22 protein-coding genes are annotated in these 18,644 nt (G+C 70.2%); 13 read left to right on the plus strand and 9 right to left on the minus strand.

Annotation, left to right across the window (positions count from 1 at the left end; all coding sequences use genetic code 11):
* Window positions 1-23: 23 nt before the first annotated feature.
* Both EER34_RS06545 and EER34_RS06550 read left to right on the plus strand, forming a co-directional pair.
* Window positions 24-1,493: a glycoside hydrolase family 1 protein gene (locus EER34_RS06545; RefSeq protein ID WP_127473698.1), complete on the plus strand. Its 1,470-nt coding sequence runs from the start codon at window positions 24-26 to the stop codon at window positions 1,491-1,493.
* Window positions 1,494-1,518: 25 nt separating this feature from the next.
* Window positions 1,519-2,532, plus strand: a complete 1,014-nt coding sequence (locus EER34_RS06550; protein WP_127473699.1) for a LacI family DNA-binding transcriptional regulator — start codon at window positions 1,519-1,521, stop codon at window positions 2,530-2,532.
* Between the two features lie 133 nt (window positions 2,533-2,665).
* On the opposite strand, the gene EER34_RS06555 is transcribed toward EER34_RS06550, so the two are convergent.
* The 3 genes from EER34_RS06555 to EER34_RS06565 form a co-directional block, all read right to left on the minus strand.
* Window positions 2,666-3,550 carry a VOC family protein gene (locus EER34_RS06555; RefSeq protein ID WP_127473700.1) on the minus strand — a complete coding sequence of 295 codons (885 nt, stop codon included), beginning with the start codon at window positions 3,548-3,550 and terminating at the stop codon, window positions 2,666-2,668.
* A gap of 71 nt (window positions 3,551-3,621) precedes the next feature.
* On the minus strand, window positions 3,622-4,584 hold the full coding sequence (locus EER34_RS06560; protein WP_127473701.1) for a phosphoribosylaminoimidazolesuccinocarboxamide synthase: 963 nt from the start codon (window positions 4,582-4,584) through the stop codon (window positions 3,622-3,624).
* 28 nt (window positions 4,585-4,612) lie between these two features.
* The gene (locus tag EER34_RS06565) at window positions 4,613-4,951 is read right to left on the minus strand and encodes a hypothetical protein (protein ID WP_127473702.1); all 339 of its coding nucleotides are present in this window, start codon (window positions 4,949-4,951) and stop codon (window positions 4,613-4,615) included.
* Between the two features lie 84 nt (window positions 4,952-5,035).
* On the opposite strand from EER34_RS06565, the gene EER34_RS06570 reads away from it, so the two are divergent.
* Genes EER34_RS06570 through EER34_RS06585 form a run of 4 tightly spaced genes read left to right on the plus strand, consistent with a single transcriptional unit; the run spans window position 5,036 to window position 7,915 of the window.
* Window positions 5,036-5,656 (plus strand): PadR family transcriptional regulator, encoded by a 621-nt coding sequence (locus EER34_RS06570; protein WP_127473703.1) that lies wholly within the window; start codon window positions 5,036-5,038, stop codon window positions 5,654-5,656.
* On the plus strand, window positions 5,653-7,182 hold the full coding sequence (locus EER34_RS06575; RefSeq protein ID WP_127473704.1) for a DHA2 family efflux MFS transporter permease subunit: 1,530 nt from the start codon (window positions 5,653-5,655) through the stop codon (window positions 7,180-7,182). The genes EER34_RS06570 and EER34_RS06575 overlap by 4 nt, the downstream gene beginning before the upstream one ends.
* Before the next feature lie 29 nt (window positions 7,183-7,211).
* Window positions 7,212-7,574, plus strand: a complete 363-nt coding sequence (locus tag EER34_RS06580) for a YidH family protein (RefSeq protein ID WP_127473705.1) — start codon at window positions 7,212-7,214, stop codon at window positions 7,572-7,574.
* On the plus strand, window positions 7,571-7,915 hold the full coding sequence (locus tag EER34_RS06585; protein ID WP_127473706.1) for a DUF202 domain-containing protein: 345 nt from the start codon (window positions 7,571-7,573) through the stop codon (window positions 7,913-7,915). Before EER34_RS06580 ends, EER34_RS06585 begins: the two co-directional genes overlap by 4 nt.
* 49 nt (window positions 7,916-7,964) lie before the next feature.
* Here EER34_RS06585 and purD read toward each other — a convergent pair whose 3' ends face one another.
* On the minus strand, window positions 7,965-9,236 hold the full coding sequence (gene purD / locus EER34_RS06590; protein WP_127473707.1) for a phosphoribosylamine--glycine ligase: 1,272 nt from the start codon (window positions 9,234-9,236) through the stop codon (window positions 7,965-7,967).
* Between the two features lie 183 nt (window positions 9,237-9,419).
* On the opposite strand from purD, the gene EER34_RS06595 reads away from it, so the two are divergent.
* Both EER34_RS06595 and EER34_RS06600 read left to right on the plus strand, forming a co-directional pair.
* A complete protein-coding gene (locus EER34_RS06595) occupies window positions 9,420-9,785 on the plus strand; it encodes a sterol carrier family protein (protein ID WP_127473708.1) in 366 nt (121 codons plus the stop codon).
* A 52-nt stretch (window positions 9,786-9,837) separates the two neighbouring features.
* Window positions 9,838-10,170: a potassium transporter Trk gene (locus tag EER34_RS06600; RefSeq protein WP_127473709.1), complete on the plus strand. Its 333-nt coding sequence runs from the start codon at window positions 9,838-9,840 to the stop codon at window positions 10,168-10,170.
* 7 nt (window positions 10,171-10,177) lie between these two features.
* On the opposite strand, the gene EER34_RS06605 is transcribed toward EER34_RS06600, so the two are convergent.
* Window positions 10,178-10,789: a zinc-binding alcohol dehydrogenase gene (locus tag EER34_RS06605; RefSeq protein WP_127473710.1), complete on the minus strand. Its 612-nt coding sequence runs from the start codon at window positions 10,787-10,789 to the stop codon at window positions 10,178-10,180.
* 95 nt (window positions 10,790-10,884) lie between these two features.
* Here EER34_RS06605 and purM point away from each other — a divergent pair, with 95 nt between their 5' ends.
* From purM to EER34_RS06620, 3 genes are read left to right on the plus strand one after another with little or no spacing between them, the layout of a single operon-like run.
* On the plus strand, window positions 10,885-12,045 hold the full coding sequence (gene purM / locus EER34_RS06610) for a phosphoribosylformylglycinamidine cyclo-ligase (protein ID WP_276317244.1): 1,161 nt from the start codon (window positions 10,885-10,887) through the stop codon (window positions 12,043-12,045).
* A gap of 6 nt (window positions 12,046-12,051) precedes the next feature.
* The gene (gene purF / locus EER34_RS06615) at window positions 12,052-13,512 is read left to right on the plus strand and encodes an amidophosphoribosyltransferase (RefSeq protein WP_127473711.1); all 1,461 of its coding nucleotides are present in this window, start codon (window positions 12,052-12,054) and stop codon (window positions 13,510-13,512) included.
* A 34-nt stretch (window positions 13,513-13,546) separates the two neighbouring features.
* Window positions 13,547-14,776, plus strand: coding sequence for an MFS transporter (locus EER34_RS06620; RefSeq protein WP_127473712.1), 1,230 nt, complete (start codon window positions 13,547-13,549; stop codon window positions 14,774-14,776).
* A gap of 89 nt (window positions 14,777-14,865) precedes the next feature.
* Here EER34_RS06620 and EER34_RS06625 read toward each other — a convergent pair whose 3' ends face one another.
* A complete protein-coding gene (locus EER34_RS06625) occupies window positions 14,866-15,063 on the minus strand; it encodes a DUF3073 family protein (RefSeq protein WP_127473713.1) in 198 nt (65 codons plus the stop codon).
* A gap of 170 nt (window positions 15,064-15,233) precedes the next feature.
* Here EER34_RS06625 and EER34_RS06630 point away from each other — a divergent pair, with 170 nt between their 5' ends.
* Window positions 15,234-15,776, plus strand: a complete 543-nt coding sequence (locus tag EER34_RS06630; RefSeq protein ID WP_127473714.1) for a universal stress protein — start codon at window positions 15,234-15,236, stop codon at window positions 15,774-15,776.
* A gap of 72 nt (window positions 15,777-15,848) precedes the next feature.
* Here EER34_RS06630 and EER34_RS06635 read toward each other — a convergent pair whose 3' ends face one another.
* Window positions 15,849-16,457, minus strand: a complete 609-nt coding sequence (locus EER34_RS06635; protein WP_127473715.1) for a PadR family transcriptional regulator — start codon at window positions 16,455-16,457, stop codon at window positions 15,849-15,851.
* Window positions 16,457-17,341 (minus strand): DUF4097 family beta strand repeat-containing protein, encoded by an 885-nt coding sequence (locus tag EER34_RS06640; protein ID WP_127473716.1) that lies wholly within the window; start codon window positions 17,339-17,341, stop codon window positions 16,457-16,459. The genes EER34_RS06635 and EER34_RS06640 overlap by 1 nt, the downstream gene beginning before the upstream one ends.
* A gap of 177 nt (window positions 17,342-17,518) precedes the next feature.
* Between EER34_RS06640 and EER34_RS06645 the strand changes: the two genes are divergently transcribed.
* Window positions 17,519-18,304 (plus strand): MerR family transcriptional regulator, encoded by a 786-nt coding sequence (locus EER34_RS06645; RefSeq protein WP_127473717.1) that lies wholly within the window; start codon window positions 17,519-17,521, stop codon window positions 18,302-18,304.
* A 77-nt stretch (window positions 18,305-18,381) separates the two neighbouring features.
* Here the strand turns inward: EER34_RS06645 and EER34_RS17450 are convergent, their stop codons facing one another.
* On the minus strand, window positions 18,382-18,546 hold the full coding sequence (locus EER34_RS17450; protein WP_164743468.1) for a hypothetical protein: 165 nt from the start codon (window positions 18,544-18,546) through the stop codon (window positions 18,382-18,384).
* Window positions 18,547-18,644: the final 98 nt, after the last annotated feature.

Below are 18,644 nucleotides of genomic sequence, written 5' to 3' on the forward strand. Positions count from 1 at the left end.
AACCCAGAGAGGACGCTGTCCGCATGACCGCGACCACTGCGCGCGAATTCCCGTCGAACTTCCTTTTCGGGGCGGCCACCGCGGCCTTCCAGATCGAAGGGGCCGCTCACGAGGACGGCCGCCGCGACTCGATCTGGGACGCCTTCTGCCGCGTCCCGGGGGCTGTCATCAACGCCGACAACGGCGATGTGGCGTGCGACCACTACCACCGCTACGGCGAGGATGTGGCGCTGATGAAGTCGATGGGGCTCCAGACCTACCGCTTCTCGACGTCGTGGTCGCGGGTCCGTCCCGACGGCGGCGCGCTCAATCTGCAGGGGGTCGACTTCTACAAGCGGCTGACCGATGAGCTGCTGGATGCCGGCATCCTGCCCTGGCTCACGCTCTACCACTGGGACCTTCCCCAGGCGCTGCAGGAGAAGGGCGGCTGGACGAACCGCGACACGGCCGACCTGTTCACCGAGTACGCGCTCGACATGCACGACGCTCTCGGCGATCGGGTCGACGTCTGGACGACGCTCAACGAGCCGTGGTGCTCGTCGTTCCTCAGCTACACCGCCGGCCTCCACGCGCCCGGCCACTACAGCATCGAGGAGGGCGTGCTCGCCGCGCACCACCTCATGCTCGGCCACGGCCAGGCGGTGCGAGAGCTCCGCAAGCGCGACGAGTCGCTCACGCTCGGCATCACCCTGAACCTGACGGTCGCCGACCCGGTCGACGAGAACGACCCCGCCGACCTCGACGCCGCACGCCGTATCGACGGGCAGTTCAACCGCTGGTTCCTCGACCCGATCTTCCGAGGCGAGTACCCGGCCGACGTGGTCGAGGACATCCGCGCCGTCGACCCGCGCGCGATCGAGTCGCTCGAGGCGGCCATCCGCCCCGGCGACCTCGAGGCGATGTCGACGCGCCTCGACTCGCTCGGCGTGAACTACTACCACGGCGAGTTCGTCGGCGGCCGCGAGCCGGAGGTCGCGCCCCGGGGCGGCGACGCCCCGACCGACCGTCCCGGTGCATCGCCGTTCCCCTCCCACGAGGGCATCCACTGGCACGAGCGCGGGCTGCCCCGCACGCCCATGCAGTGGGAGGTGCAGCCCGAGGGGCTCACCCGACTCCTCGGCCGAGTGTGGGAGGAGTTCGCCGAACCCGCAGGCACCGTGCTCTACGTCACCGAGAACGGCGCTGCCTACGATGACGAGCGCGTGGTCGAGGACGGCGAGGTGCGCGTGCACGACGCCGAGCGCGTCGACTTCGTGCGCTCCCACCTCGGGGCGATCCTCGACGCGGTCGAGGCCGGGGTCGATGTGCGGGGATACTTCTATTGGTCGCTCCTCGACAACTTCGAGTGGGCGTGGGGGTACGAGAAGCGGTTCGGGATCGTCCGGGTCGACTACGACACCCAGCTGCGGTCGGTGAAGGACAGCGGCCGCGAGTACAGCCGGATCATCGCCGCGCGGTCGCTCGATCGCGACACGGCGATCGTCGGGTCGTAGCATCCCGAAGAGAAGGGCAGGGGGCATGACGGCGGACGCGATGCGCGGATCGGTCACGATCGAGGAGGTCGCCGCTGCGGCGGGCGTATCCCGGTCGACGGTGTCCCGCGTCGTGAACGGCTCGACGGCCGTGAGCCCCGAAGCGCTCGAGTCGGTCACGCGCGCGATCGCGGATCTCAACTATGTGCCCAACCGCGCTGCCCGCTCCCTCGCGAGCAGGCAGACGCACGCGATCGCCCTCGTCGTCCCCGAGGACACGACCCGTTTCTTCGGCGACCCGTTCTTCGCGGCGATCGTCTCGGGGATCAACGCGCGGCTGAGTCGGTCCGACTACGTGCTCAACCTCTTCATCGCGAATGACGACCCGGGCGACAAGACGACGAGCTACGTTCGCAGCGGCGCGGTCGACGGTGCGATCATCGTGTCGCATCACACCAGCGACACGTTCATCGACCGCATCGCCAACGCCGTCCCGGTCGTCTACGGCGGTCGGCCCGTGCGCGAGCGCGAGCGCGACTACTACGTCGACGTCGACAACGTGCGCGGTGGACACGACGCGACGACGTACCTGATCGAGCGCGGCCACCGCCGCATCGCGACGATCACCGGTCCGCTCACGATGCCGGCGGGGGTCGACCGTCTGCAGGGATACCGCGACGCGCTGCGCGCGTGGGAGCTGCCCGAAGGGGCGATCGTGGACGGCAACTTCACGGCAGACGGCGGGGCCGAGGCGATGCGGAGCATCCTGGAGTCGGGCGACCGCCCCGACGCGGTCTTCGTCGCGAGCGACCTCATGGCGCGCGGAGCGCTGAGTGCCCTGGCGGGCGCCGGTCTGCGGGTGCCCGAGGACGTCGCGATCATGGGGTTCGACGACTCGCCGGTCGCGACATCCGTCACCCCGCAGCTGACGACGATGCGCCAGCCGTCCTTCGCGCAGGGGGAGCGCATGGCGACGGTGCTGCTCGACCTCCTCGCGGGGCGGCATCCGCGGCACGTCACGATCCTCGAGACCGAGCTGGTGGTCCGCGAGTCGGTCTGACCCCGCACCCTTCGCCTGCACGAAACGCCGAGCGGGCATGGTTCGCACGAGCGGGCATGGTCCGCCCGCGATGAGGCTGCCCGCTCGTGCCGCGAACGCCCGTTCGGCGTCGCGGGACCGATCCAGGAGCCGACTAAGGCGTGACCTCGGCGACGAGGCGGTTCGACCAGGGATCGTCGAACGAGAGCGTGCGGCCGTCGTCGCGCACCGCGAAGCCGTGGTGACGCAGCCGCTCCGCGAGTTCGCCGAGGGAGTCCGCGTCGGGCAGCGAGAGGTCGACGCGGCCGAGGCCGAGCGCCGGCATGCGCGGGCCCGCGCCACGGGAGTTCCACACGTTCATCGCCATGTGGTGGTGGTAGCCGCCGGCGCTGACGAAGACCGCCTGGTCGCCGAGCCCGGCCGTCTCGTCGAACCCGAGCGCGTCGACGTAGAAGGCGCGGGCGGTCGCGACATCTCCGACCGACAGATGCACGTGACCGACGGATGCCGCGTCCCCTGTGGTGCTTCCGAGCGCGGCCTCCTCGGTGAGATGCTCGCCGAGGAACGCGTTCGGGTCGAGATAGAGGGTCGCCATCTCCACCTGGCCGTGCGTCCACGACCAGTCGGTGCGCGCGCGGTCCCAGTACAGCTCGATGCCGTTGCCCTCGGGGTCGGTGAAGTAGAACGCCTGGCTCACGAGGTGGTCGGCGGAACCGGTGAACGTTCCCGGCGCGTGGCGGGCCACGGAGTAGAGGGCGGCCGCGAGGGCCGTCTGCGTCTCGAACAGGATCGCGGTGTGGAAGAGGCCTGCCGATCCGGGAGTCGCGTGTCGCAGCGCCGGCTCGTGCCGGAGCACGACGACCGGCCGGCCCGCCCGGCCGAGCGTCACGATGTCGCCGTCGGCGTGCAGCAGCTGGAGGGTCACGACGTCGCGGTAGTACGCGGTCATGCCGTCGAGGTCTCCCACCAGCAGAGTGACCGCGCCCATGGCGGTGCCGGCCGCGAGCCTGTCGCCGGCGGTCGCGAGCGTCTCATTCATGTGAATGGGAACACCCGGCGTCGAGCCCACATTCCCTTCGGCATCCACCGGACGCGAGGACGTGGGCCGTGTCAGCCGGCGGTGAGCAGCCCGAGCAGCTCGCGGTAGCGGTCGGCCGTGCGCTCCACGATGTCGTTCGGCAGCGCCGGGGGCCGGCCCTGCTTGTCCCAGTTCGCGGCCAGCCAGTCGCGCACGATCTGCTTGTCGAAGCTCGCCATGCGCTCCTCGGGCGTCGTGCCCGAGACCCAGGCCGCGGCATCCCAGTACCGCGAAGAGTCGCTCGTGAGCACCTCGTCGGCCAGGGTCAGCACGCCGTCGTCGTCGACGCCGAACTCGAACTTGGTGTCGGCGAGGATCACGCCGTGCTCCTCGGCCGTGCGCGCCGCGCGGGCGTAGATCTCGAGCGACAGGTCGCGCAGCTCGGCCGCGCGCTCGGGCCCGACGAGCTCGATCGTGCGCTCGTACGAGATGTTCTCGTCGTGCTCGCCCATCGGCGCCTTCCATGCCGGCGTGTAGATGGGCTCGGGCAGGCGGTCGCCGTTCGCGAGGCCGGCGGGGAGCGCGATGCCGCACACCGTGCCGCTCGCGCGGTACTCGGCCCAGCCCGAGCCGGTGAGGTAGCCGCGGACGACGCATTCGACCGGCAGCATGTCGAGGCTCTTCACGACCATCGATCGCCCGACGACCTCGGCTGGGATGAGAGATCGCAGGTCGTCGGCGGTGTTCGCCTCGCCGTCCGGGCCGAGGGTCAGCGCGTGCGACGCCGCGAGATGGTTCGGGATGCCGCGCCCCCCGTCGGTGCCCGCCAGCCGGTCGAACCACCACAGGCTCAGCGCCGTCAGCAGCACGCCCTTGTCGGGAATGCCGGGCGACAGCACGTGGTCGAACGCGCTCACACGATCGCTCGCGACGACGAGCATGCGCTCCGCGGTCGTGGCGTCGGCGGCGTCGGCCGGGATGTACAGATCGCGGACCTTGCCCGAGTAGACATGGCGCCAGCCGGAGAGTTCGAGGGGAGTCGTCACCCTGCCCATTATCCCGGCGCGGGCCGGTCGCCGCGGATCACGGCGTGATCTCGTCGACGTAGCCGAAGGCCTCTGCGAGCAGGGGCTCCCAGCGTGGGGCTGCGCCGGCGGGCACGAGCATCCACTCCTTCATCGCCCGCTCGCGCATGACCATGCGCTCGAGGCCGTCGACTCCGTCGAGCTCGTCCACCCGCGCGGCGGGGAGTTTGACGACCAGGGCACCCCGGTACCCGACGAAGGCGAACACCTTCCCGCGGATCCGCAGACCTTCGCTGCCGAACATGGGGCCGATGTCGACCCCCGGCCGCGACAGGTACTCGTCGGCGAGCGGATCGAAGATCGTGTGGGCCTGGGCCACGGCCGCGGCATCCGTCATGACCGCCACCGTAGCCGCGGCATCCGACGTCGAGAACGCCGGCGAGGTGTATAGTCCATGTGGACTAACCAGCTCGGAGTAACCATGAAGGACGCGGTCGATCGCCTCACGCCGCTCGGCGTGATGGTGCTGGCGCTGCTCGCCGAAGGCGACATGCACCCGTACGAGATGATCCGACTGCTGCGGATCCGCCGCGACGACCGCCTCGTCGCGATCACGAACGGCACGATGTACCACACGGTCGGGCGGCTCGAACGGGCCGGCCTCCTCGCCGAGGTGGGTGTCGACCGCGCCGGGAACCGGCCCGAGCGCACGACGTACACGGTGACGGATGCCGGAGCCGCCGCCGTGACGGAATGGGTGCGGCGAGAGCTTCCCCGCGTCGACCACCCCGCCGAGTTCCGCGTCGCGCTCGCCGAGGCGCACAACCTCGAGCGCGGCGAGGTGGTGGACCTGCTGCGCGGCCGCCGCGAAGCCCTCGCCGCCGCGCAGTCCGCCCTCACCGACGGACACGACCTCGCCTGTGCGAAGGGCGTGCCCGCCCAGTACCTGCTCGAGGTCGATCGCGAGCTGACGCTCCTGTCGGCCGAGCTCGACTGGCTCGACGGCCTGCTCACCCGGCTCGTCCACCCCGACTTCCTCTGGGGCCCCCACGGGGAGCCCTCGGAACGCTATCTCTCCCAACGAAAGGCCGCACGGCTATGACGGAACAGACCACCCGGGCGACGACATCCGCTCGCCCCGACAAGGCACCGCGCAGCCCGTGGCCCGCGCTGTGGGCTCTGGTCATCGGGTTCTTCATGATCCTCGTCGACACGACGATCGTGTCGGTGGCCAACCCCGCGATCAAGGCGGCGCTCGACCCCGAGACGAACAACCTCGACAACGTGGTGTGGGTCACTTCGGCGTACCTGCTCGCGTACGCCGTGCCGCTGCTCATCACCGGCCGCCTCGGCGATCGCTTCGGTCCGAAGAACATCTACCTGATCGGCCTCGCCGTCTTCACCCTGGCGTCGCTCGCGTGCGGGCTGTCGCCGACACTCGGCGCGCTCATCGCGTTCCGAGCGGTGCAGGGCCTCGGCGCGGCGATGATGACCCCGCAGACGATGGCCGTCATCACCCGCACGTTTCCGCCGAACAAGCGCGGTGCGGCCATGGGCCTGTGGGGCGCGACCTCGGGCGTCGCGATGCTCGTCGGCCCGCTGGCGGGCGGCCTGCTCGTCGACGGCCTCGGGTGGGAGTGGATCTTCTTCATCAACATCCCCGTGGGCATCGTCGGCTTCGTCCTCGCCTGGATCCTCGTTCCCAGACTCGAGACGCACCCGCACAAGTTCGACCTGGTCGGCGTCTTCCTGAGCGCCACCGCGCTGTTCCTGATCGTGTTCGGCCTGCAGGAGGGCGAGACCTACGACTGGGGCGTCATCTGGGGCCCGATCACCGTGTGGGGCCTCATCATCACCGGCGTCATCGTGCTCGGTCTGTTCATCTGGCAGCAGGCGAAGACCAAGAGCGAGGCGCTCGTACCCATGGAGCTGTTCCGCGACCGCAACTTCTCGGTCGCGAACATCGGCATCGCCACGGTCGGCTTCACGGTGACGAGCATGTCGCTGCCGCTCATGTTCTTCATCCAGCTCGGCCGCGGCCTGACGCCGACCGAGGCGGCCCTCCTGCTCGTGCCGATGGCCGTCGCCGCCGGAGTGCTCTCGCCGCTCGCCGGACGCTGGCTCGACCACACCGACCCGCGGGTCCTGCTCGTGCCCGGACTGCTGCTCGTCGCCGGCTCGCTCGTCCTCTACTCGTTCCTCATGAACCTCGACACCCCGATCTGGATGTTCCTGATCCCGTCGTTCATCATGGGTGTCGGGAACGCCGGGATGTGGGGTCCGCTCGCCACCACGGCGACCCGCAACCTCGCCCCCCGGCAGGCCGGAGCCGGCGCAGGCATCTACAACACCACCCGCACCATCGGCTCGGTGCTCGGCTCCGCCGCGATCGCCGTGTTCATGCAGAACCGGCTCGAGGCGAACATCCCGGGCGCGGCCGACGCCGACGCGAGCTTCGGCGGGGGTCAGCTGCCGCCGATGATCGCCGAGGCGTTCTCGACGGCGATGGCCCAGTCGATCCTGCTGCCGGCGGCCGTCATGCTCGTCGGAGTCGTCGCGGTGCTGTTCCTGCGCAAGCCCGTGCCGACCCCGACGGCCGAATGGCGGGCGGCCGAAGACGCCGTGTGACTCGCGCGGTCCGGTCCTAGACTGACCGCGTGACGCGCCCACGGTTCCCCCGATCGGTCTACGAGATCGGCACCGACCCCGACCCGCGCTTCAGCCTCGCGAACGAGCGGACGTTTCTCGCCTGGACCCGCACGGCGCTTGCGCTCCTCGCGGGCGGGGTCGTCCTGGAAGGGTTCGAGCTCGGGCTCAACGAGGCGCTGCGGCTCGCGGCATCCATCACCCTCATCGTCGCCGGGATCGTGATCCCGATGCTCTCGTGGTTCGAGTGGATGGCGGCCGAGCGCGCGCTGCGCCTGGCGCGGCCACTGCCGGGTGCGCGCACGAGCGCCGTTCTCGCCGTCGTGGTGATCGTGGTCGGGGTGCTCGTGCTGCTGGGCGTGCTCGTGCCATGAGCGCAGCGGAGTCGCTCTTCGACCCGGGAATCCAGCCCGAGCGCACCGAGCTCGCATGGCGACGCACGGCGCTCGCGATCGGCGTGGGGTCGCTGCTGACCATCCGGGTGCTCCCTGAGGTGATGGGATCGGCGCTGTGGATCCTGCCGGGCCTGCTCGGCACCGCCTTCGCCGTCTGGCTCTGGGTGCGCGCGCACGCGCGCTACCTGCGCTTCGCGCGGGTGCTCACCGGCCGCATCGAAGAGGCGGCACCCGATGCGCATCTCCTGTTCGTGGTCGCCGCATTCGTGTGGCTGGTGGGCGTGCTCGCGCTCGTCCTCGTCTTCGCGGCCTCGACCTGACGGCTTCGACCTGACGGCCGCTGTGCGGGAGTGCGGCCGCGAGTCGGGCTCAGTCCTCGACGACGCGTGCGGCGATGTCGGTCCGATGCTGCCCGCCGTCGAGGCCGATCTGGGCGACGGCCCGGTACACCCGGCCGCGCGCCTCGGCGAACGTCGTGCCGAGCGCGACCACGCTGAGCACGCGGCCGCCGGTCGCGACGAGGCCTGCGTCGGACTCGGCGGTGGCCGCATGCGCGACGTGCACGCCGTCGACGGCGGCTGCGGCATCCAGTCCCGTGAGCGGCCGACCCGTGACCGGAGCCTGCGGGTACCCTTCGCTCGCGAGCACGACCGTCACCGCGACGGCGTCGGCGAACGCCGGCCGAGGGTGGCTCTCGAGATTGCCGGATGCCGCGGCCAGCAGCAGCTCCGACAGCGGGTCGACCAGCCGGGGGAGCACGACCTGGGTCTCGGGGTCGCCGAACCGCGCGTTGAACTCGATCACCTTGACGCCGGACTCGGTGAGGATGAGGCCCGCGTAGAGGAGCCCGATGAACGGGGTGCCCTCGGCATCGAGCCGGCGGATCACCGGCTCGGCGACCTCGCGCGTGACGAGGTCGACGAACTCGTCCTCGCCGCCGAACCGCTCGCTCAGCCACGGCAGCGGCGAGTAGGCGCCCATGCCGCCGGTGTTGGGGCCGGCGTCGGCGTCGAGCAGGCGCTTGTAGTCCTGTGCGGGGCTCAGGGGAAGGACGTGGTCGCCGTCGCTCAGGAAGAACAGCGATACCTCGGGGCCGTCGAGGAACTCCTCGACGAGGACGGGGCCCGAGGGGAGATACGTCTCGGCGTGCGTGATCGCCTCGTCGCGGTCGCCCGTCACGATGACGCCCTTGCCGGCGGCGAGCCCGTCGGCCTTGACCACGTACGGGGCACCGAGCTCGTCGAGGGCGGCTTCGAGCTCGACGCGGGTGGAAGCGCGCAGCGCGCGTCCGGTCGGGACACCCGCGACATCCATGATCCGCTTCGCGAACGCCTTCGAGCCCTCGAGCTGCGCGGCGGCCCGGCCGGGACCGAACACGGGGATGCCGCGCTCGCGAAGGGCGTCCGCGACGCCGGCGACCAGCGGCGCCTCGGGCCCGATGACGACGAGGTCGACCGCGTTCCCGTTCGCGAACACCGTGACCGCGGCGGGATCGTTCGCGTCGAGGTCGACGACGGTCGCGTCCTGCGCGATGCCGGCGTTGCCCGGCGCGGCGAAGATCTCGTGCGCGGCCTCCTCGGAGCGGAGCGCGAGGATGATGGCGTGCTCGCGCGCGCCCGAGCCGAGAACCAGGATCTTCACCCGTCCAGCCTACCGAGGGGTGTGCGCCGCGTTTCGGCGGCGCCCGTGCCCCGAGTGCCGGCCGAGCGGTGGGCAGAACTCCGCCATAATCGACCGGGACCGCCTTCCGGGCGCGCGATCACGCGTATCCGTTCGCGCGGCGTGGCCGGATCGAAGGAGTTCTGCACGGCGTAGCGTTGACGCATGCCGCGCAGGATCACGACTGAGGAAGGGCGATCAGCCCTCGAAGGAGTGCGCGCGGCGGGCGAGGCATCCCTCCCCTCCCGCACCGACCTTGCGACCGCCGTCCGCTACCTCCTCCAGCTCCTCGCGGAGAAGGCGCCGGGCAACTCGGTCGAGGTGCGCGTGCCGCCCTTCGGCGCCGTACAGGTGGTCGAGGGCCCGCGGCACACCCGCGGAACGCCGCCGAACGTCGTCGAGACCGACGCCGCCACGTGGATCGCGCTCGCCACCGGCCAGGAGGCATGGGCGGATGCCGCGGCCCAGGGCCGCATCGCGGCGTCGGGCACACGGGCCGACATCTCCGACCTGCTGCCGCTGCGTCCCTGACCGCGAGTCGGAGTCGTGCCCGCGCCCGCGTGCGGGGTGGGAGAATGGAGACATGCCCGAGCACGTCGACGACCACATCGAGACCGTGCGCGTCCGCCGCGCGCCGAAGATCTCGGTCTTCATGATCGTCGGCGCCGCGCTCGGGGTGGTCGTCGCGATGATCCTCACGTTCGCGTTCGACGGTTCCGCGGACAAGAGCCCCAACACCGGTCTCGTCTATTCGCAGGGGCAGGTCTTCGGATTCCTGCTGCTCGTCTGCATCCCCGCCGGGCTCGCACTCGCGGCCGTCGTGGCGCTCGCGTTCGATCGACGCTCCCGCCGGCACACGCGCGAGGTGACCGTCGACCACGAGTCCGTGCAGATCGACGAGGACGAACTCCCGTAGCTCCGCCCTAGGCGAGCTCGGCGATGATCGGGTGGATCGCCGCGTCGAACGCCGCGACATCCCCCCGCAGGCCGTCGGTCACCGCGATCGTGAGCGAACCGATCCACCAGACGCCGCGCTGGTTCAGCGGTAGCACCTGGACGTTGAGCTCGAACGAGTGCGCCCTCCGGCCCACCTGGCGCTCGTGCTCGGCGATCGCGCTCGCGTACGCGCGGTAGGCGGTGCCGGTGCCGGGGCTGGCGTCGCGGCGGTAGCGCGCATGCGCCGACTGCGTGAAGGCGAGCGCCTCGGCTCCGTGCGGGGCGAGCGCGGCCCGCAGCTCGTCCGCCCCCTCGGACGGCAGCGCCAGCAGGGTGTCGTACCCGTCGACCAGGTCGAGCGGGACCGGCGACGGATGGGCCTGCGGTTCGACGGTCATGGCCCAGTACTCGCGCCACTGCCGCTCCAGGAGCGCCTGGGCGTCTTCGGTCCGGTCGTTCGTGCGGGGAGGGATGCCTCGCAGGTACGGCAGTTCGTCGGGGGAGCGGATGCCCAGCACCTGTCGCACGTAGAGGGCAAGCAGAACGGGCTGACCTGCGTCTTCGCGGATCAGCCACTCCGGAGCACCGGCGCTGCCCATGCCGACATTGTAGAACCGGGGACCCCCACCGGGCCGGACGTGCGCACGCGGATCACGCGGCATCCGCGGCGGCGTGCCGCCGGTAGGCTGGAGTCGTGGCCTCCTCTTCGCCCGATGCCCCCTCCTCCGTCAACCCGCCGGTGAACCCCTACACCGCCGCCGGGGTCGACACCGCCGCCGGCGACCTCGCCGTCGAGCTGATGAAGTCGGCCGTCCGCCGCACGCACGGGCCCGAGGTCCTGGGCGGCGTCGGCGGCTTCGCCGGACTCTTCGACGCCAGCGCGCTCCGCGCCTATGCCAAGCCTCTGCTCGCGACGAGCACCGACGGCGTCGGCACCAAGGTCGCGATCGCGCAGGCGATCGACAAGCACGACACGATCGGGCTCGACCTGGTCGGCATGGTCGTCGACGACATCGTCGTGGTCGGCGCGAAGCCGCTCTTCATGACCGACTACATCGCGTGCGGCAAGGTCTTCCCCGAGCGGATCGCCGACATCGTCCGCGGCATCGCCGCCGGATGCCACGAGACCGGCACCGCACTCGTCGGCGGCGAGACCGCCGAGCATCCGGGACTCCTCGGAGTCAACGACTACGACGTGGCCGGCGCGGCGACCGGCGTCATCGAGGCCGATCGCGTCCTCGGCGCCGACCGTGTGCGCGACGGCGACGTCGTGCTTGCGCTCGCGTCGAGCGGACTCCACTCCAACGGCTACTCGCTCGTGCGTCACATCGTCGCCGGGGCGGGCATCCAGTACGGCGACCGCGCTCCCGACCTCGGCGCGCACGGCACCACGTGGGGCGAGGCCCTGCTCGAGCCGACGCGTCTGTACACCCAGCCGCTGCTGCGCCTCATCGCCGAGACGGGCGACGCCGTCCACGCCCTCAGCCACGTCACCGGCGGCGGCATCGCCGCCAACCTCGCGCGCGTCCTCCCGCAGGACGTGTGGGTCGAGGTCGACCGTTCCACGTGGTCTCCGCCGCCGGTCTTCCGCGTTCTCGCCGACCTCGGCGACCTCGACCTCGTGGCGACCGAAGGCACCTGGAACCTCGGCATCGGATTCCTGGCGGTCGTGGCGGCCGAGAAGGCGGATGCCGCGGCATCCGCTCTCTCCCGCGAAGGCATCGCGACCTGGCAGGTCGGCGTGGTCCGCGGCGGATCGCGCCCCGCCGGCGAGTTCGAGCAGGGCGCGAAGGGCGTCGACGGCGGCGCAGTGCGTCTCGTCGGCGCATACGCCGAGAACAACGGAGCGAAGTAACACCCCATGTGCGGAATCGTCGGGATGGTCGGTCGGGGCAACGTCAACCAGGAGATCTACGATTCGCTGCTCCTCCTGCAGCATCGCGGGCAGGACTCGACGGGCATCGCGACCGCGGAGACCAGCGGCGTCTTCCACGTGCACAAGGAGCGCGGGCAGGTGCGCGAGGCGTTCCGCACGCGCGACATGCGGGCGCTCCTCGGAAACCTCGGTCTCGGCCACGTGCGGTACGCCACCAAGGGCACGGCGTCGAACGAGGAGGAGGCGCAGCCGTTCTACGTGAATGCGCCGTACGGCATCGTCCTCGTGCACAACGGCAACCTCACCAACACGCGAGAGCTCACCGAGGAGCTCTTCCACAAGGATCGCCGTCACCTCAACACGTCGTCCGACACCGAGCTGCTCGTCAACGTGCTGGCCAACGAGCTGCAGGGGTCGATCTCGGGCGTCGAGCTCGAGCCCGAGCAGATCTTCCAGGCCGTGAGCCGCGTGCACGAGCGCGTCGAGGGCTCGTACGCCGCCATCGCGCTGATCGCCGGCTACGGTCTTCTCGCGTTCCGTGACCCGTTCGGCATCCGTCCGCTCATCCTCGGCACGCGCAAGAACGAGGACGGCAGCTACGAGTGGGTCGTCACCAGCGAGTCGCTCGTGCTCGAGAACGGCGAGTTCGAGGTCGTCCGCGACGTCGACCCGGGCGAGGCCGTCTTCATCGACCTCGACGGGCACCTCCACACCCACCAGTGCGCGGTCGACCCGAAGCTCGTGCCGTGCTCGTTCGAGTACGTGTATCTCGCGCGTCCCGACTCGATCATGAACGGCATCTCGGTGTACGAGGCGCGCCTGCGCCTGGGCGAGCGCCTCGCCGACACCATCGCGAAGTACACCCCGATGGGTTCGATCGACGTCGTCATGCCGATCCCCGACTCCTCGCGGCCCGCCGCGATGCAGGTCGCCCGCAAGCTCGGCATCGAGTACCGCGAGGGCTTCTACAAGAACCGCTACGTCGGCCGGACGTTCATCATGCCGGGCCATGCGGTGCGCAAGAAGAGCGTGCGGCAGAAGCTCAACGCCATGTCGAGCGAGTTCAAGGGCAAGAACGTGCTCCTCATCGACGACTCGATCGTGCGCGGCACGACGTCGAAGGAGATCATCCAGATGGCGCGGGATGCCGGGGCCAAGAGCGTGACGTTCGCGTCGGCCGCGCCGCCCGTGCGGTACCCGCACGTCTACGGCATCAACATGCCGTCGCGCCACGAGCTCGTCGCCCACGGCCGGACGATCCCCGAGATCGCGCAGGAGCTGGGCGCCGACTACATGGTCTACCAGGAGGTCGAAGACCTGAAGGCGGCCATCCTCGAGGGCTCCGACGTCGACGACCTCGACATGAGCTGCTTCGACGGCCGCTACGTCACCGGCACCGTCACCGACGAGTACCTCGCGTGGGTCGAGGGATCGCAGGAGTCCTGACCCCCGCCTGCCGGCACGCACCTAGGCTTGACCGGTGAGCACACCTCCCTCCCGCCCGCTGTGGCAGGGGAGGACTCTCGCCGTCATCGGCATCGTCCTCTTCGCCTTCTCGCTGCGGACGGCGGTCGCCTCCCTCTCGCCCGTCCTCGGCTTCATAGAAGCGGGATTCACCGTCCCCTCGGCGGTCATCGGACTCATCGGAACCGCCCCGCCGGCCTGCTACGCCGTGTTCGGCATCCTGACGCCGCAGCTCGAGCGGCGGTTCGGGCTCGAGCGGCTCGCGCTCGCAGCCATGGCAGTGGCGGTCGTGGGTATGACCTGGCGCGGACTGGCATCCGACGCGACCACGCTCCTGCTGTCGACTGCCGTGATCTTCGCGGCGGTCGGCGTCGGCAACATCCTCCTCCCGCCGCTCGTGAAGAAGTACTTCCCGGACCGCATCGGCCTGATGACGACGATCTACTCCACGACCCTCGCGGTCGCGACCTTCCTGCCGCCGCTGGTCGCGGTTCCGGTCGCGGATGCCGCGGGCTGGCGCGTCTCACTGGGGCTGTGGGCGGTGTTCGCGCTCGTCGCGATGATCCCCTGGGTCGTGATCCTGGTGCGTCGGCGCTCGGATGATCCCGACGCCGATATCGAGGCGGCGAGTCCGCGTGCGTTCGGCCGCCTGTGGAGGCTGCCGCTCTCGTGGGCGCTCGTGGTCGGGTTCACCGCCGCGGGCGTGCTGGCCTACACGTCGTTCGCGTGGATGCCCGCGATCCTGGTCGACATCGCCGGGGTGACCCCGGCCGCGGCGGGCGCGCTGCTGTCGCTCTTCGCGGCGATGGGCCTGCCGTCCTCGCTCCTGGTGCCGGTGCTGGTGGTGCGCTACAACGCCACCCGCGCGCTCTTCGGCGTCGCCGTCGTCGCAGGACTCCTGGGGATCGCCGGTCTGCTCTTCGCCCCGCAGGCGGTGCCCTGGCTGTGGATCGTGCTGCTCGGCACGGCGTCGCTCATGTTCCCCTTGACGCTGGTGCTGCTCGGCCTCCGGACGCGCTCGCATGAGACGGCCGTCGCGCTGAGCGCCTTCGTGCAGAGCATCGGGTACGCGATCGTCGCCCTCTTCCCCTTCGGCATCGGGCTGATCCACGGCTGGACCGACTCGTGGACGCTGCCGCTCATCCTCGTCGGGGTGGTGATCGCTGCGGCGAGCCCCGCCGGGATCGTGGCGGCTCGCCCGCACACGGTCGAGGACGACTGGGAGCGTCGCCACGGGGCGTGGTGAGGCATCCACTCGACTGAGTCGGGTCCCCGGCGTGCGCCGGGCACGCGGAGCCGCGGCCGAAGCCACGACGTCAGGGCATGCGCAGAGGTCTACGCCTGAGACGACGAGACGGTCGAGGGCTCGTCCTCGTCCTCGTCGGTGTACTGGTCCGCCCACTTGTCGACGTACGCGTCATCCGACGGATGCCCGAGCTCGCGCTCGAGTGCACCGTAGTTGACGCTGTGCACGTCGTACTTGAGTTCGCGGGCGATCTTGGTGTGCTTCGCCTTCTGACGGCCACGCCCCATGCGAGACCCCCTCATATGTGAGTCGCGGACTTCGGAGAGCCCGCCGCAACGACGCCGGCTCGAGGCCGGTAAGAGTAGCATTCAGGATAACACGGAGCCTCCGTGCCCCGGCGGCTCCTCCATGGTTGTGGGATCTGATGCGGCATCGGGCGCAAGAGGAGCGAAGACGTATGACGGACGAGGCATCGGACGCGACTGAGGCCGCTGCGGCCGGCGAGGCGGCAACCGGCGCGGTGATCGTGGGCGTGATCCCCGGCCAGCCGACGCGTGTCCTGAGCGAAGGCGCGCGCTATGCGAAGCTGCTGGGCGCACCCTTGCTGGTCGTCCACGTCGACGTGACGCGGTTCGTCACCTACGAGGACCCCGACGGCTACGTGCACTCCGCACCGATCGACATCAACATCGCCGCGGGCGAGGGCGACCTCGACAAGGTGACGGCGACGGCCGAGACATTCCTCGCCGGTCATGACGTGCAGTGGAGCGTGCGCCAGCTCGTCGGCGACCCGGCGATGGCGATCAAGCACCTCGCCGAGCAGGTCGACGCGAAGCTCATCGTGGTGGGCACCCGCAAGCGCGGCATCGGCGAGTCGATCCGAGAGTTCTTCACCGGATCTGTGGCCGCTCGACTGGCGCATCGCCAGCACCGCTCCATCCTCGTGGTGCCGCTCGGCGAGCCCGTGCCAGACGATGAGGAGATCTGGCCCACCGCGTAGACGGCAGCACAGACACTGAGAGGGGCGGGATGCCGGTTCGACCGGCATCCCGCCCCTTCTGTGTTCTCGCGGTCAGCCGCGGAGGGTGCGGGTGACGTCGCGGGCGATGCGGTCCAGGTCGTCGGTGAGACCGTCGACGAACGACGTCGCGAGGTCGCCGCCGCGCGCGACGTGCGAGCGGAGGTCGCTGCGCAGGCGAGCACGGAACTCGCTGATCACGGCATCCGCCCGATGCAGCTGCTCACGGCTGAGCACGCGCGGGTCGTCGCTCGCGGGCTGCTGCGACGCGGCCTGTCGCTGGTCGGCGCTCGCAGCGGCGAGGTCGGCGCGCAGGCTCTTCATCGCCTCGCGGACGCTGCCGCGCACCTCGTCGGCTATGAGTCGCACAGAATCGGCCAGGCCGGCTTCGATGCCCTCGAGGTCTCCTGCGCGGGCGGCCACCTCAGCGTGTCCCGCGGGGGTGATCTCGTAGACGGTCTTGCGACCGTCGACCGACTTCGTCACGAGACCCTCCTCTTCGAGCTTCGCCAGGCGCGGATAGATGGTGCCGGCGCTGGGGGTGTAGGTGCCACCGGTCCGGTCGGAGAGGGCCTGCATGATGTCGTAGCCGTGCCGCGGGCCCTCGTCGAGGAGGTTCAGCAGGTACAGGCGCAGATCGCCGTGGGAGAAGACGGGGCTCATCACCACTCCTCTCCGGTGTCGGTCGCCGTCTCGGCGCCCGACGCGGGAGCGGTCGGGGCGGCGTCGACCGCCGGGCGGCGGAGCACGGTGATCTCACCTGAGACGGAGTTCGCACGCACGTCGGCGAAGCTGCCGCTGAGCTCTCCGACCGAACCGACGAAGTTCGTCGTCGGGCCCATGCCCTTGCCCGACCGCACGACTCCGTCGACCTGGACCCGGCCGCTGACTGTGCGGACGGCATAGTTGGCGGGGTATCCGTCATCGAGACGGATCGTGGTCGAGCCGCTCACGGTGTTGAGGTTCACCGAGTGCACGTCGCCCTCGGAGTCGATGAGCATCGCGCCCGAGACGGTGTCGATCGCCGCCTTGCGCAGCGAGCCGGTCGCTGCCACGTCGCCCGACACGCTGTTGGCGCTGAGCGATCCGACGAGCTCGCGCACCTGCACGTCGCCCGACACCGCGTTGACGGTCAGGTCGCCGTTCAGGCCGTCGACGATGATGTCGCCCGAGACGGTGTTGAGTCGGGCGTCGGTGCGAAGGCCGGCGACGAGCGCACTGGCGCTGACGACGCCCAGGGTCAGAGCGACGGAACGGGGGACGGCGACGCTGATCTCGGCCTTGGGCCCACCGTCGCCGAAGTTGCGGAACACCTCGAGGAAGTTGTCCCAGCGCAGCTGCGGGTGGTCGATCTCGACCACATCGCCGGTGACCTCGATGCGGAGGTCCTTGATGGTGACGCCGTGCACCTCGATGCGGGCGCCAGGCTCGTCGTGGGCGATGACGTCGATCTGGCCTCCGACGAGGCCGACCTTGAGCTTGCTCACGGTCTCGATGTCGATGACGCGCGTCTCGCCCGGGTGGATGATCCACTTCTCCAGGGTCATGGTGTACTCCAGGGGTTGAGGGTGATCGCGATATATCGCGTGTATCCAGGCTAACACGATATATCGCGTCTGTGTCAAGTACTTCGCACAGAGAATCGGTGAAGGCGCCTTGACCTTGACGCAACGTCAACCTCTAGCGTGGTGATGACGACGACGCAGACAGGGAAGGAGGTCGTCATGAACGAGGAACAGCAGGAGTGGTCGATCCAGCAGATCGCCAAGATCGCCGGTACCACCAGCCGCACGCTCCGCCACTACGGAGACATCGGACTGCTCCCCGCGTCGAGCGTCGGCCACAACGGCTATCGCTACTACGACCAGGCATCGCTCGTGCGACTTCAGCGCATCCTGCTGCTGCGCGACCTCGGTCTCGGGCTGCCGCAGATCGCGGACGTGCTCGGGCGGGAGGCATCCGAAGCCCACGCGCTCGAGAGCCACCTCGCGTGGCTGCGGCAGGAGCAGGACCGACTGGCGCGACAGGTCGCGTCGGTCGAGAGCACCATCACAGCACTGAGAGGAGGTGAACGACTGATGGCAGAGAACATGTTCGACGGTTTCGACCACACCCGGTACAAGGAGGAGGTCGAGGAGCGTTGGGGCAAGAAGGCCTACGCCGACAGCGACCGCTGGTGGCGCGGCATGAGCGCCGATGCGAAGAAGGCGTGGCAGCAGCAGGTCTCGGACCTCGGCCGCGACTGGATCGCGGCCGCCGAGAGCGGCATCGCGCCCGACAGCGACGAGGCCCAGGCCATCGCCGGGCGTCACGTGGAGTGGCTGACCGGTATCCCCGGCACGCCCGCCGCGGCGCCGGGCGGCGACGTGAAGGGCTACGTGATCGGCCTCGGCGAGATGTACGTGGCCGACCCGCGATTCGGAGCGAACTACGCGACGAGCGAGGGCGGCACGGCCGGGGCCGAGTTCGTCCGCGACGCGCTGCGCGTCTTCGCGGACGCGAACCTCTAGGACGCAGACGCGCGGATGCCGCGGCCGGAAAGGCCGCGGCATCCGTGTTTCCGGAGGGATGGCTCCGGGGGTTCGGGCTAGACGCGCTTGCTGCCGCTGATGACGCGGAAGAGGAACGCGATCAGCGCGATCACTCCGACGATGAGCGCAACCCACAGCAGCCAGCTGAGGGCGCTGTTGAGGCCACCGACGATCGCGAGGACGACGGCGACGACGATGATGATGATCAGGGCGAGGTTCATGGAGGTTCTCCTTCTCCTTCGTCGATGCGCGGGGGTGGCGCATCGGATGCCTTGTGGGCACGCACAACACTTTGGCACCGGTGATTCCGCGCAGGCAG

Origin of the sequence: Microbacterium sulfonylureivorans, from assembly GCF_003999995.1 — a bacterium.
Lineage (GTDB): Bacteria > Actinomycetota > Actinomycetes > Actinomycetales > Microbacteriaceae > Microbacterium > Microbacterium sulfonylureivorans.

What these genes read in the sequence shown, in the direction of transcription:
- EER34_RS06560 (WP_127473701.1), bottom strand. Translation starts at nt 4,584, where the DNA reads ATGGGCAGGGTGACGACTCCCCTCGAACTCTCCGGCTGGCGCCATGTC.
- EER34_RS06645 (WP_127473717.1), top strand. Translation starts at nt 17,519, where the DNA reads ATGAACGAGGAACAGCAGGAGTGGTCGATCCAGCAGATCGCCAAGATC.
- EER34_RS06545 (WP_127473698.1), top strand. Translation starts at nt 24, where the DNA reads ATGACCGCGACCACTGCGCGCGAATTCCCGTCGAACTTCCTTTTCGGG.
- EER34_RS06600 (WP_127473709.1), top strand. Translation starts at nt 9,838, where the DNA reads ATGCCCGAGCACGTCGACGACCACATCGAGACCGTGCGCGTCCGCCGC.
- EER34_RS06555 (WP_127473700.1), bottom strand. Translation starts at nt 3,550, where the DNA reads ATGAATGAGACGCTCGCGACCGCCGGCGACAGGCTCGCGGCCGGCACC.
- EER34_RS06630 (WP_127473714.1), top strand. Translation starts at nt 15,234, where the DNA reads ATGACGGACGAGGCATCGGACGCGACTGAGGCCGCTGCGGCCGGCGAG.
- EER34_RS06635 (WP_127473715.1), bottom strand. Translation starts at nt 16,457, where the DNA reads ATGAGCCCCGTCTTCTCCCACGGCGATCTGCGCCTGTACCTGCTGAAC.
- EER34_RS17450 (WP_164743468.1), bottom strand. Translation starts at nt 18,546, where the DNA reads ATGAACCTCGCCCTGATCATCATCATCGTCGTCGCCGTCGTCCTCGCG.
- EER34_RS06550 (WP_127473699.1), top strand. Translation starts at nt 1,519, where the DNA reads ATGACGGCGGACGCGATGCGCGGATCGGTCACGATCGAGGAGGTCGCC.
- EER34_RS06575 (WP_127473704.1), top strand. Translation starts at nt 5,653, where the DNA reads ATGACGGAACAGACCACCCGGGCGACGACATCCGCTCGCCCCGACAAG.
- EER34_RS06585 (WP_127473706.1), top strand. Translation starts at nt 7,571, where the DNA reads ATGAGCGCAGCGGAGTCGCTCTTCGACCCGGGAATCCAGCCCGAGCGC.
- purF (WP_127473711.1), top strand. Translation starts at nt 12,052, where the DNA reads ATGTGCGGAATCGTCGGGATGGTCGGTCGGGGCAACGTCAACCAGGAG.
- EER34_RS06605 (WP_127473710.1), bottom strand. Translation starts at nt 10,789, where the DNA reads ATGGGCAGCGCCGGTGCTCCGGAGTGGCTGATCCGCGAAGACGCAGGT.
- EER34_RS06625 (WP_127473713.1), bottom strand. Translation starts at nt 15,063, where the DNA reads ATGGGGCGTGGCCGTCAGAAGGCGAAGCACACCAAGATCGCCCGCGAA.
- EER34_RS06595 (WP_127473708.1), top strand. Translation starts at nt 9,420, where the DNA reads ATGCCGCGCAGGATCACGACTGAGGAAGGGCGATCAGCCCTCGAAGGA.
- EER34_RS06565 (WP_127473702.1), bottom strand. Translation starts at nt 4,951, where the DNA reads ATGACGGATGCCGCGGCCGTGGCCCAGGCCCACACGATCTTCGATCCG.
- EER34_RS06640 (WP_127473716.1), bottom strand. Translation starts at nt 17,341, where the DNA reads ATGACCCTGGAGAAGTGGATCATCCACCCGGGCGAGACGCGCGTCATC.
- EER34_RS06570 (WP_127473703.1), top strand. Translation starts at nt 5,036, where the DNA reads ATGAAGGACGCGGTCGATCGCCTCACGCCGCTCGGCGTGATGGTGCTG.